Raw genomic sequence first — 13,343 nt, forward strand, 5'->3', positions numbered from 1 at the left:
AATATGCTATTTGGAAATAAGAATAAAAACAAAATAACGATTACATCTTGGGGCTATAAGGCCAAGCTCAAAAATGGTAAAACCATAAAAGGAATCATAGATGCTGATACTAAAGAAAAAGCTGAGATTCAAATAAGACAAAAAGGCTACACTGATGTTAAAGTCAAAAAACAGCCTAAAGATTTACTTCCGAAAAAAATATCATATCAGGATATAACGGAAATGACTCGTCAGCTAGCTACAATGACAAAAGCAGGTATCCCAATTATTAAATCTTTTGAAGTCTTCATAATGGGTATTCGTAAACACCCTCGTCTAAAGATATTAGCCATCCAAATTAAGCAAGCTATTGAAGGTGGTGAATCATTTTCAAAAGCCTTGAGTAATTTTCCAAAAGTTTTTGATAAGCTTTATATAGGTCTCATAACTGCTGGAGAAGAATCTGGTAACCTTGATCTTATGCTTAATAAAATAGCTGACCAACGTGAAGCATTACAAAGTATTAAAAAGAAAGTTAAAAAAGCTCTTTCATATCCAATTGTTGTATGTGTTATAGCAGCCGGTGTAACAGGGATACTTTTAACTTTTGCGGTTCCAGCATTCTCAGCAATGTTTATAAACTCTGGAAAACCCCTGCCTGCGATTACTCAAGTCACTGTTGATGCATCTAACTTCATGCAAGATTCATGGTGGAAAATTATTCTTGTAATATTTATGTCACTATCAATATTTAAATCTCTGAAATTCAAATTCCCAAAGATACAAGTTGCACAAGACCATTTTATGCTTAAAATACCAATAATTGGTGAGGTTATTTTCAAATCTGCTCTAGCACGATTTGCTAGTACATTAGAGATTACTGTTCAATCAGGTATGAGCTTAACAAGAGCATTAGATATGGTTTCATTAGCAACAGGTAATGCTAAGTATGACCAAGCCGCTATAGACATTAAAAAAAGTATCAGTGAAGGAGCATCATTTAAAGAAGCTATTGTTGAAACGGGAAGCTTCCCATTCTTAGTAGAACAGATGATAGCTGTTGGTGAAGAGTCAGGTGCTTTAGAAACGATGCTTGGAAACCTTAATAGAGTATATCAAGAAGAAGTTGATACACTTGTAGGAAGTTTGAGCTCAATGTTAGAACCTCTAATTATGATTGTGCTAGGTGGTGTTGTCGGTTTCCTTGTAGTAAGTATGTATATGCCAATGTTCCAAATGGGAGATGCTATAGGCTAGCAACCTTATTTGTTCATTTTATCCAAAATATTTTATCTAAATTTATTACTATATTATTTTACAAAAATAGTATTATTCTCTTGCTCGTAGCAATTCCCAAGCGTATTTCTTAAAGGCTATCGCTAAGATAATCTTCATGGTATAACAAAATTTACCAAAACACTTAGTAGGATATTTCCTACTTTAAAACAGACATTTATTATAACCATCATAGAGAAACATATGATAAGTACCATAGTTATCTAGACTCTTACTAATATAAGTCAGATGTACAATAAGAGATAGTTAATAAAATAGCTAATTGAGAACCTTAATATTCACATTTTCTGATTCTACAACATGATGATATGAAAATCAGTATTTAAATATCTAAAATAAAATAAATTAAAAAATGATAAAAGAAAATTCGAGAGATTAATATTAATAAGTTAAGAAATTAAGCTTCTTCTTTTAAAGGAGCTGATACACTCGCTTGAACACGTTGATTACGAGCATCTGACTTATGGATACCATCTAAAGTATTCTCATAGCCAAATCCTTTAGTAATGATTTTATCATTATCTAAACCTAGTTGCTTCATGTACTCAGCTACAGCTTCTGCTCTCTTCTCAGAAAGTTTTTGGTTATATATCTCAAATTCACTTCCTGTTGTTCCTTGAGAAGCATAACCTTTAACTGTTACTGTTTTAATATCACTGTTCTTAACAAAGTTAACAAAAGATGCTATAGCATCTTTGCCCTTACTGTTTAATTTTGAACTATCATAAGCAAATTTAGTATCTAAATAAACTGTTACATCATCGCCGTTCACAGTATAGCAAGCAACACCTTCTTTAGTTAAGTTGAAGTTACCTTCACACTGCTTAATACCTTGAGGTAAAACATACTTAGATTCATCAATTGTTGGCATAGCTGTAGTTTCTGCAGCTGTAGTAGCACCATTGTCTTGGATGTTGCCAGTATCATTATTATTATCATCTTTGCCACCAAAGAACCATGTAATACCACCACCAATCATGTTAGTACCCGCTCTACCTTGAGCACCTGACATACCACTTGGAGCCATTGTCTGAATATATCTATAATCAGCACTTACTTGAACATCTCTAGAAAGCTCAAATTTAAGACCTCCACCAACGTCCCATGCACCTGTAGCTTGACCAGCCAAATTAGCCCAACCAGCACCACCAGCAGCATATGGAGTGATCATAGTACTATTACTGAAATTAATAACACCCTCACCTAAACCTGCAAATACTCTACCAACTAATTGGTTATATTGAACTGCAAAATATTTATTGATGTTATAACCAATTATCATATTTGCGCCAGCTCCAGAAGGAGAATTAGGTGTTCCAGCAAGACCATTAGCATCTACACCAAAGTACCACTGACCTGTTCTATCTTGTGGACCCCAAGTATTGTCTTTGTTAGTTAAAGAGCTATATGTATTAGCAAAAGGAGTAAGGAAACTATTTCCAGCACTACTTTGAGTAGCTGTTGAATTTGCATCTACTGACGTATCCATATTGTCAGAACCTGCAGCAAATGAAAACGTAGCCGTACCTAATAGTACTGTCGTAGCGATAACAATGTTCTTTAATTTCATCAAAAGCTCCTTTTAAAACTCTTTTTTAAACTAGTAGTAAATAAATAAGACTGAAGCATTATACAAAATTAGAATAAAGTTTCCAAGTTTTTTTTAATTTTTATGAAGTTAATATTCTATATTTTATTAATAACTCTTCTTGGCTTTCGATATTATTAGGGTCTGTTATGATACATCTTATTGGACATACCTTGGTACACTGAGACTCTTCAAAGTGACCCACACACTCTGTACACTTGTCAGGATTAATTTCATAATACTCCTCACCTTGTGATATTGCCTCATTAGGACATTCTGGTTCACATATATCACAATTTATACAATCATCTGTAATCAATAGTGCCATACTAGTCCTTAGAATATTTTAGCTTTATTTTATTAAATACACACTCTGGTACAAACTCACCTACTCTTTGATAGTTATGAATAGCAACTGCCCTAACTAAAGTGGATGATATACAAGAAAATTTTTCACTGGGAGTTAAAAATATAGTCTGAATATCGCTATTAAGCTTATTGTTCATACTAGACATCTGGAACTCATAATCAAAATCAGATACTGCTCTTAATCCCCTCACAATAGCACAGGCATTATACTTTGCGGCAGTATCTACCAGAAGCCCCTCAAAGCTAACAACCTTAACTCTACTATTATCTTTGAAAACTTCTCTAATCATTCGCTCTCTTGTATCTAAATCAAAGAGAGTTTTCTTACCATATGCGGTAGATGCTGCTACCACTATTTCATCAAAAATATTTAATGCTCTATCAACCAAATCAACATGACCATTTGTGATAGGATCAAAAGTACCAGGATAAATTGCTATTTTTGTCATGACTTAATTAAAATAATCCTAACTCTAGTTTAGCCTCTTCTGTCATAAGTTCAGAATTCCACGGTGGATCAAAGACCATCACAACATCAACCTTATCAACGTTTGGCAACATTGCTACACGCTTCTCAACATCAGTCATTAGTACAGGGCCCATACCACAACCTGGAGCTGTAAGAGTCATATCTATAATCACATGAAAATTACCATTCTCTAACTTTCTGGTAACTACATTATAAATCAAGCCTAAATCGACTATATTAACTGGAATTTCAGGGTCATAAACTGTTCTCATCTGATCCCAAACTGCATCCATATTTATAGGGTCTCCGTGCTTGATTTCATAATTTTCAACTGGATATTTAACTACCTGCTTACCTATTGCATCAGCATCCTTTCCATCTAAGTGGAGCAAATTACCATTTACGTTTAATGTAAAACTTCCGCCTTTATCTTGAGTTACCAAAACTTCCTGACCAGGCATAAGCTCAATCTCATTACCAAATGGAACAGCTACTGCTTTTACTTGCCTTCTTACTATAGTTACATCTGTTGTCTTCATTTTTTATATATTCCTAAATTGTAAAGCTTTCACCACAACCACAACGAGCTGATTCATTTGGATTAGTATATTCTAATTTGTATAGTCCAAAGTCATGTTTAACATAATCAATTTGCAAGCCATTTAAAAAATCCATGGACTTATTAGATACAAAAAACTTTAGACCATGCTTATCTACTATCGTTGTATCATTTGGCTGTTTAGTAACAAAATCTATATCATAAGCTAATCCAGAACAACCCATTAACTTTGTACCTATATATATACCTATGTTTTCAGAGTCTTTAGCCAAATGCTTTTCAAAATGCTTAGCAGCAGCTTCTGTGACCTCTAGAATATTATTATTAGGATCAAAAACTTCGACCATATTATCTAACCTTTTCAGTTTATTGTGACTATTTTAATTGAGATATTACTTTTTTCAATGCTTTAATAAATAAGTCTATTTCTTCAACCGTATTATACATACCAAATGATATGCGCACAGTTGATGAAACACCCATTCTATTTAATAAAGGATGCGCACAATGCTTGCCTGTTCTAACACACATACCTTTTATAGCCAATAGCTCTCCAATATCCCCAGCATTACAGCCATCAACAACAAATGTTATGACTCCTGCTTTATTTTGAGCTTGACCAATTATTTTTAGACCTTCAATTTTTTGTAGCTCTGTTGTTGCATATTCTAATAACTGTTGCTCGTAGTTTGCTATATTTTCCATACCAATAGAATTAACGTAGTCTATAGCTTCACCAAACCCTATAGAACCAACTATATCAGGTGTCCCCGCCTCAAATTTGTACGGAGGTAACGCAAATGTTGTCTTATTAATTGTTACGTCATTGACCATATCCCCACCATAGTTATATGGAGGTAATTTTTGTAGCAACTCATATTTACCATATAGAACACCAACACCAGTTGGTCCATATAATTTATGACTTGAAAACACAAAAAAATCACAATTTAAATCTTGGACATCCACTTTTGAATGTATAACAGCTTGAGCACCATCAACAACTACTAATATATTTGTGTTAATCTTTTTAATGTCTTCTATTATCTTTTTGACAGGATTAATAGTCCCTAAGACATTTGAGCACAAGGTTATAGCCACAACCCTAGTTTTATCTGTAATCAAAGATAAAAGGTTTTGAATATCAAGTTCACCATTATCATTGACTTTAGCCACTTTGAAAACTAATTGTTTTTCTTCACAGAGCACTTGCCATGGCACAAAATTAGCATGATGCTCCATTTCAGTAACAATAATTTCATCTCCCTCAGAAACAATTGACTTGCCAATAGAATTTGCTAGCAGATTAATTGACTCTGTAGTGCCTTTGGTTAACACAATTTCATTTGATGACTTAGCATTTATAAACTGCTGAACCTTTACACGTACATTTTCATATCTGTCGCTAGCTTCTTGGCTTAGCTGATAAACTCCACGATGTACATTAGCATAATTAAACCTATATGCATCAGCTACAGCATTGATGACTACTTGTGGTTTCTGAGCCGAAGCCCCTGTATCAAAAAAAACAACAGGCTTGTCATTAATTACTTGTTCAAGAAATGGAAAATCTTTTCTAATTTTTTTCACATCATACATTGTATACTGCCTATTAAATATATAAATCAAACAAATTATACTAAATTAGTATAATTTTGTCAGTAGTAGAATTTTATGATTTATGTAGAATAATTGAAATGAATTAGCATACAGGGACATTGGTCGCTAAACCTCCTAAAGAGGTTTCTTTATACTTACTACACATATCCAGACCTGTTTCATACATAACTTTAATAACATAGTCTAGTCCAACGAATCTCTTCTCGCCTGTATCTAAATGAGCTAATTTTGCAGCATTTATAGCCTGTACAGCCCCCATTGCATTACGCTCAATACATGGGATCTGAACTAATCCTCCAATAGGATCACAAGTCAATCCTAAATTATGTTCCATACCAATCTCTGCTGCTGACTCTATAGAGTCAATATCTCCACCAAGCAGTGCACAATAGCCAGCAGCTGCCATCGAACAGGCAACTCCGACTTCACCTTGACAACCAACTTCTGCAGCAGATATAGAGGCTCCTGATTTATATAAAATACCTATAGCGGCACATACAAGTAAATATTTATTAACAACTTTTGATAATTCATCTTGATTAATAATTTCATGAGTCTGCAGATAATACTTCAATACAGCAGGAATCACACCAGCAGCTCCATTCGTTGGTGCTGTAACTACCCTTTCACCACATGCATTTTGCTCATTCACAGCAATTGCAAAGGCGTTTAGATAGTTAAAGTCAGTATTAACAACATTCTGCTCTTTAAGTTTTTTTATCATACTTGGAGCTCTTTTCCTAACCTTAAGACCACCTGGTAATATTGCTTCCGGACAAGTTAAGCCTTTTTCTATTGATGTTTCCATAACCTGCCAAATTTCAGCTAACTTGTTCAAAGAATATTGTTCTCCATAAGCTGTTTTCTCATTTTCAAACATTATCTCAGCAATAGACATACCTTCTTTTTGACAAATATTTTTTAGTTCTGCCATGCTAGCGAATTTATAAGGCTTATTACACTCCACCTCTGTAGGGACTTCATCTTTTTTTATTTGTTTTTTATCAACGATAAAACCACCACCTATAGAGAAATATTCTTTTTGACAAAGAAGCTTATCATCATCAAATAACGAAAAACGCATTCCATTAGAGTGCTCTGGAAGAAATTCATCATAATGAAATATTAAATCCTGATCATAATCAAAATTAATTTCAAATTTTTGACCTAAATTAAGTTTTTTTTGCTTTAAACAGTCGTCATAAAGCTGTTTTGCTAATTCTATATCTACCGATTCTGGCAAGAACCCCATTACACCTAAGATAACTGCATAATCTGTTTTATGACCTTTGCCAGTAAGAGCAAGTGACCCATATAAATCAATCTTAATTCTTGTAGTTTCAGTTAACTTGTCCTCATACAAACTAATAAAATTGCTGCCAGCTCTCATTGGTCCTATAGTATGAGATGAAGATGGTCCTACCCCGATAGAAAAAAGCTCAAACGTACTTTCCATAAAACTCCTCCAAAAGTTAAAACTGAAATAATACAAGATAATTAAATTATATCTTATTTTAATCTCTTTTCTCTAGCTTTCCAATCTGGCATATAGCATGAAATATAGTCATAAAACTCTTTGGAGTGATTAGGATGAGTCAGATGAGCTATTTCATGAAGCACCACATACTCTATAGCCTCTATATCTCTTAAAATCAGATTAAAATTTAGGTTTATATTTTTTTTAACGTAGTTACATGAGCCCCATCTAGTTTTTGTCTTCTTTATTGTTACTCTATTTATTTCTTGATTAGTGATTTTCAGATATTTAGCCACAAGATTATTGAGAATAATGTCTGCTTGATCCTTATAAAATTCTTCCAATAGTTTTTGCTTAAACTCTTTATTATTGATAACACTAGAATTTAGTAAGAACTCGATATAATCATCACAATAATTAACCAAGTTATGTTTTGAACAAGTTATTTGAATAGGATATTGTCGCCCTAAAAAATAAATACAATCTCCATCATCCAAATTATAATTATTGTAGTCATATCTTTGATTGATCAGTAAACGTTTAGTATGCCTATCTATCCATCTTTTTTTTGTTTGTAAAAGCTCTAGAATTTCTTTTTTTGAAACTCCTTTGGGCGAGGTAACTGTAATTACACCGTCGACACTCAGGGAAATTTTTAGATTTTTAACATTTTTATATATTATATCAACTTCATATGACATAAGTTATTGTACTGTTATATTCTGCCAGCCCTGTTTAATATCAGCATTATTACTCGACCAATATTCAGTTACCATATCTCTGATAGTAATATTAGTGTCTTTATAGTTTTTAACATTATCAAAGATGAAACCATCTCCTCCAGTAGTTAAAAAATCAATAGTTGCAAGTTTATAAGTATTATTTTCGTCTAAAGGCTGATTGTCGATTAAAATCCTTTTTATTTGATTTGATTTATCTAATGTAATATTTAATCCAGCAAAAACACCTACCTGTTTATCTCCAAGTGGCTGCAAACTATGCTCAATCATTTTAAATAAATCACTCCCTTTTATATCCATAGTGACTACCATATTATCAAAAGGCATCGCCTCATATATCATACCATAGGTAATATTACCTTGTGGTAGAGATCTTCTAATACCATGTGAATTAACAAGAGCTAAATCCGAACCGGTTTGATTTTTAATAATATCTGCTAATGTATAAGTTAAAGGAATATTGTAGTAACCATCTTGCGCTTCGTCTGACATATCAGCAGGAGCCTTTGTTATGATCTTATCAAGCTCAGATTTAACAGAATTATTGTATTTAGCTATTATATTACTAACTTCCTTGTTAGGTTTAAGATTTTTTGTAGCCTGAGCTAAATTAATAACTTCAGGTGTTACTTTACATACATCGGATGTGTGACAATCATAGTGTAAAACACTTATATCTTTACCTTGGCTCTCTCCTTGCTCAACTACAACACCATTTTTCAAACCATTAACAAACTTATGACTATGTCCCGTCAAAACAGCTGAGATATCGTCAACACCATTTACCACCGCATATATTTCTGACTCATCGCCCAAATCAGCCCTCTTTGCAAAAAAAATTTCAGAGTTTTGTTGATCAGTAGGAATATGAGTTAATAAGACTATTGTATCTGGTTTTGGCAGTTTGTGCTTATTATAGTTATTTATGTACTTAACCCATTTATTAGCGCTTGTAACAGGATTCATAAACTTCAAATTCGAGACATTTTTTTCTGCTGTAGTATCAGGAGTTTCTAAGGTCGCTAATCCTATAAAATATATTGTTTTACCACTTGGTAAGGTTTCATAGCCAAAAGGCTTAATATAATCTAATGAATTTTGCTCAGTATATTTCCTATAAAAATAGTCAAATAACGAATCATCTTTATAACTAATATTTGCAGCTAAAAATCTAATACCATTCTTGTCATACCAATGCTTGAACCACTTCTGACCATAATCAAAATCATGATTCCCCACAGCAGAGTACTTAACACCAATGTAATCAAAAAAATCATTAACCACATCACCATGAGAAATATTTGATATACCCGTACCTTGATAGTTATCGCCAGCTGCAACCACTACCAGATTTGGATGTGTCTTTTTATAATTATCTATAAAACTAGCTATTTTTGCTGCTCCAACCATGTCTTTATTTGGCTCAACCTGACCATGAAAGTCATTTAAAGATAAAACCGTTATATCATCTTGAGCATAAACAAATACAATACTAAAAAATATTAGTATAAAACTAAGATACCTTCTCATAATCATGTCCTTTAATTATAATGATAGCTTTTATATGAGCCCAAAACTTTCAAAAAAGTACTCTTTTTAAGCACTTCCAACAGAGCCTTTTGAACATTTTCATCATCTTCAGAGCCTTCAAAATCTATAAAAAACAAATAATTCCAAGCCCTATTTCTTGATGGTCTAGATTCTATTTTTGTAAGATTAATATTATGTTTACCAAAAACATTTAAGGTATTTACGAGTGCATTAGATTTATCTTCAACAGAAAAAAGTAAAGTTGTTTTATATTTACTATTATCTATATCAACCTGAATATCGTCATATCCCATTAATAGAAAACGTGTATAGTTAAAATGTTCATCCTCAAACTCGTTTTGAAAAATTTTTAACCCATAAGTCTTTGCCGCAAGCTCTCCAGCTATTGCTAAATTATCTTTAACATTCTTCTCAAAAATATACTTTGCGGCTCCAGCGGTATCAACAAAAGCCTCAGGAACAAGTTTTAGTTTATTAAGGCTTTTAGAACACTGAGATAATGCTTGAGGATGAGATATAACACTCTTAACATCAGAAAGCTGCACTCCCTCCAATCCCATTAAACAGTGTTTGATTTTTAAAACTACTTCAGCTTTTACTTTTAAATTACTCTTAATTAATTCATCATAAGCTGGCACGACTGATCCAGCCAATGAGTTTTCAACGGGAATCATAACAAAGTTTGATTTACCAGCTATAGTATGTTCAATTGCTTCAGAAAACGAGAAGCATGGAACTGTCTGAAAATCTTTAATATTTTGTTGATTTAAGAAATTAGTTATTGCTTGCTCAGAATAAGCCCCATGCTCACCCTGAAAAGATACTTTAATCATAGTGTATTATTAATAAACTTTTCTAAACAATATAATACATTATGAGATAATAAGATAAAATTGTTTATTTAGATATAATTGTCGTCACTAATAGCTTTTTTGATTCCTTCTTGCATATCTTCAGCAGACAGACATAGATTCTTCGCTATTGTAATAACGATAAAACTAATCACAAGAACTATTGCTGAACTCCAGTATAAATCTAAATCCCCTGTTCCGCCAAATGAGCTAAAATAAGAAACTATTGTAACTAGTACAATATAGATCCAAAACCATATCGACTCTCTAAAATTCCAATGTATTTCTTCTGATCTATCTTTTCTAAAGGTTCTATAAACTCCAAGCATAATCAAAGCAATAATTAGAGCTATACCAGCTTTTGAAACTATTGCCCATCCACTCCATAGAAATACCAAAGTAGCAGCAAACATACCTAAAGTTGATAGCAAATAAGCACCTTTAAGCCTAAATGGTCTATGCATGTCAGGTAGATGATGTCTAAGTGCCATGGTTGATGTTGGACCAGTAATGTATGTAAGAGCTATCAATGACGTTAAGAAAGTAGCCATTTCTTTCCACCAGTGGAATGGAGCAAACATAACTAAAGCGATCAAGAAATTAAGTCCAATAGCATAGATTGGTTTTTGCATAATTGGGCTTAACTTCCCTAAAACACTTGGCAAGTAACCGTTATGCACCATAGCTCCCAAAGATTTTAGTGCAATACTAAAGTAAATTAGACCAGCCATAAGAGGGAATACTATAGCTCCAAAGTAGAGTGGGTACATAACCCATGTAACTCCAAAACTTTGAGCCATTACAGCAAATGGACCAAAACTAGATGAGCTAGCTCCTGGCATAACAACACCTTGCCAATCATTATTGTGTACAAACTTTGACATTACTAATAAATACGCAGCCTGTAAGAATAGAAAAATAATCAAACAAATCAAAACTGCCCCGATCGTTGCAACTGGAATTGATTTCTTAGGGTTTTTTGTACTTCCTGCGAGCTCTACTATAGTTTTAAAACCAGTAAAAGCATAAGCAATACCACCAACTGAAACTGCAGCCAAAACACCATTAAACCCAAATGGCATAAATGACAATTCTTCTGCCTTCATATCCTTTAAAGCTGGTAAAGTAAAACAAAATATAACAAATACAATCGATATAAATATTGGTACAGCAACCTTAAATAAAGTAACAATATTATTAATTTTTGCTAACCATTTAAGTGAATAAAAATTAATAACACAGAATCCTAAAAGGAAAATTATTGCTAACGGTACTCCAGCCATCGACAAAGCACCATCTCTGCTAGCATCAATGAGTGAAGGATAAAATACTGCCAAATATTGAATAACTGCTTGAACCTCAATTGGTGCTAAGACCAAGTATGATATCCATGTAATCCATGCGAACATATAGCTTGTCATAGTCCCATGAGTAATGTGAGGAATGCGTGAAGTAGACCCCTCAACTGGTACAATTGTACAAACCTCAGCAAACACTAAGGCTATAAAAATCATTAAAATTGCACCTATTATCCAAGAAAGAATAGATCCAGGACCAGCTTCCTGCGATGTATACTGCGCGGCAAACATCCACCCTGACCCCATAATAGCACCAACACCCATAGCTACCAAGCTAAGGGTAGAAAGACTCTTCTTTTCCATGTTATCCTTTAATTAACAAATTACTAAATAGTAATTAAGAGTTTACTGCGAATGATCTTACATGTAAATACTTCAGGAGTTATATAACCTCTCTTATAACTCTCTCGTTTAAGGTACTCATAATATCATACTCGATTGTATTGACTTGCTTAGCCATCAGAAAAGCACTGTTTCTATTGCGTGGAATATCAGATATTAGTTCTACTACATCTCCTACTTTAACATCGTGTTCATTATAGCCTAGTGAAACCGTTAATCCATCCATACTCATTCTTCCAGCCATAGGGTATAGTACATTGTTGATACTCACAAACCCTCTATCACCAAGCTCCCTAGGAAAACCATCGCCATAGCCAATAGGTATTACAGCAACTTTCTCTCCATGAAAACCCCTATATATCATAGAATAACCTACACCATCACCTTCTTCCAAATCAATTATCTTAACTACCTTTGATAATAGCCTTGCTATAGGCTTTATTTCTCTTATAGGTCTATCAACATAAAACTCTGGAAGAAAACCGTAAGTTACAATACCTGGGCGAATCATATCATAACAAATTTCCTTATCTCCTAGAAAACCATAAGAATTTGATAAATGACAAATTATCTTACGAGATAACTCTTTAGTATATTCAACAATTTCTGAAAATCTCTTTTTTTGCTTAGTATTTGTTGGATGATCTCGATTATCAGCACATGCTAAATGGCTATAAACTCCTTCAAGTAAAATCCACTGAGAGTCATGTGCTCTTTTTATAGTTCTACAAGCATCACTATAACACACCCCCATACGATTCATACCTGTGTTTATATTAATATGGGCATATACTTTTTTATCAAGCTCTTTGGCTATTTGTTCTAACTTTTCAATATCTTCATAGTCTTGAATGCTAACTCTGATATTTTCTGAGATCATTTTTTCAATATATTCATAGTATATTACTCCAAATACTAGCACTGGATTTTTAGCAACAGCTGTTACTCTAAAAGCCTCTAGAGAATTAGCAACAGCAAAAAAATCTACTAAATCATGTGTATTCTCTACTATCTCTTCTATACCATGCCCATAAGCATTTGCCTTGACAGGAAAACACATCTTAGCATTGCCAACATACTCTCGAATAATTTTAATATTATTCCTTAAAGTTTGTTTACTAATTTTTAAAATATTCATAAATTT

Annotated in this window: 13 protein-coding genes; 1 reads left to right on the forward strand and 12 read right to left on the reverse strand. The window is 33.1% G+C overall.

Going from position 1 to position 13,343, the window contains the following annotated elements:
- Positions 1-3 precede the first annotated feature (3 nt).
- A complete protein-coding gene (locus F0R75_RS05245; RefSeq protein ID WP_013923373.1) occupies positions 4-1,236 on the forward strand; it encodes a type II secretion system F family protein in 1,233 nt (410 codons plus the stop codon).
- Positions 1,237-1,672: 436 nt separating this feature from the next.
- Here F0R75_RS05245 and F0R75_RS05250 read toward each other — a convergent pair whose 3' ends face one another.
- The 12 genes from F0R75_RS05250 to alr form a co-directional block, all read right to left on the reverse strand.
- On the reverse strand, positions 1,673-2,845 hold the full coding sequence (locus tag F0R75_RS05250) for an OmpA family protein (protein WP_146421174.1): 1,173 nt from the start codon (positions 2,843-2,845) through the stop codon (positions 1,673-1,675).
- Between the two features lie 100 nt (positions 2,846-2,945).
- Positions 2,946-3,191, reverse strand: coding sequence for a YfhL family 4Fe-4S dicluster ferredoxin (locus F0R75_RS05255; RefSeq protein ID WP_013923375.1), 246 nt, complete (start codon positions 3,189-3,191; stop codon positions 2,946-2,948).
- 1 nt (position 3,192) lies between these two features.
- Positions 3,193-3,681: a pantetheine-phosphate adenylyltransferase gene (coaD, locus tag F0R75_RS05260; protein WP_149368076.1), complete on the reverse strand. Its 489-nt coding sequence runs from the start codon at positions 3,679-3,681 to the stop codon at positions 3,193-3,195.
- Positions 3,682-3,688: 7 nt separating this feature from the next.
- Positions 3,689-4,240, reverse strand: coding sequence for a putative Fe-S cluster assembly protein SufT (gene sufT, locus F0R75_RS05265; RefSeq protein ID WP_149377220.1), 552 nt, complete (start codon positions 4,238-4,240; stop codon positions 3,689-3,691).
- 13 nt (positions 4,241-4,253) lie between these two features.
- Positions 4,254-4,607 (reverse strand): HesB/IscA family protein, encoded by a 354-nt coding sequence (locus F0R75_RS05270; protein ID WP_149368075.1) that lies wholly within the window; start codon positions 4,605-4,607, stop codon positions 4,254-4,256.
- A 28-nt stretch (positions 4,608-4,635) separates the two neighbouring features.
- Positions 4,636-5,859: an aminotransferase class V-fold PLP-dependent enzyme gene (locus F0R75_RS05275; RefSeq protein ID WP_149368074.1), complete on the reverse strand. Its 1,224-nt coding sequence runs from the start codon at positions 5,857-5,859 to the stop codon at positions 4,636-4,638.
- A 103-nt stretch (positions 5,860-5,962) separates the two neighbouring features.
- On the reverse strand, positions 5,963-7,336 hold the full coding sequence (locus tag F0R75_RS05280) for an L-serine ammonia-lyase (RefSeq protein WP_146421170.1): 1,374 nt from the start codon (positions 7,334-7,336) through the stop codon (positions 5,963-5,965).
- Between the two features lie 53 nt (positions 7,337-7,389).
- Positions 7,390-8,058: a M48 family metallopeptidase gene (locus F0R75_RS05285; protein ID WP_149368073.1), complete on the reverse strand. Its 669-nt coding sequence runs from the start codon at positions 8,056-8,058 to the stop codon at positions 7,390-7,392.
- Positions 8,059-8,061: 3 nt separating this feature from the next.
- Positions 8,062-9,627, reverse strand: a complete 1,566-nt coding sequence (locus F0R75_RS05290; RefSeq protein ID WP_187986000.1) for a bifunctional metallophosphatase/5'-nucleotidase — start codon at positions 9,625-9,627, stop codon at positions 8,062-8,064.
- A gap of 11 nt (positions 9,628-9,638) precedes the next feature.
- Positions 9,639-10,481: a prephenate dehydratase gene (gene pheA, locus F0R75_RS05295; protein WP_013923383.1), complete on the reverse strand. Its 843-nt coding sequence runs from the start codon at positions 10,479-10,481 to the stop codon at positions 9,639-9,641.
- 68 nt (positions 10,482-10,549) lie between these two features.
- Complete coding sequence (locus F0R75_RS05300) at positions 10,550-12,160, reverse strand: APC family permease (RefSeq protein ID WP_149377221.1); 1,611 nt, start codon at positions 12,158-12,160, stop codon at positions 10,550-10,552.
- Positions 12,161-12,239: 79 nt separating this feature from the next.
- Complete coding sequence (alr, locus tag F0R75_RS05305; protein ID WP_149368070.1) at positions 12,240-13,337, reverse strand: alanine racemase; 1,098 nt, start codon at positions 13,335-13,337, stop codon at positions 12,240-12,242.
- Positions 13,338-13,343 lie beyond the last annotated feature (6 nt).

Origin of the sequence: Francisella marina (genome assembly GCF_008369785.1) — a bacterium.
GTDB lineage: Bacteria > Pseudomonadota > Gammaproteobacteria > Francisellales > Francisellaceae > Francisella > Francisella salimarina.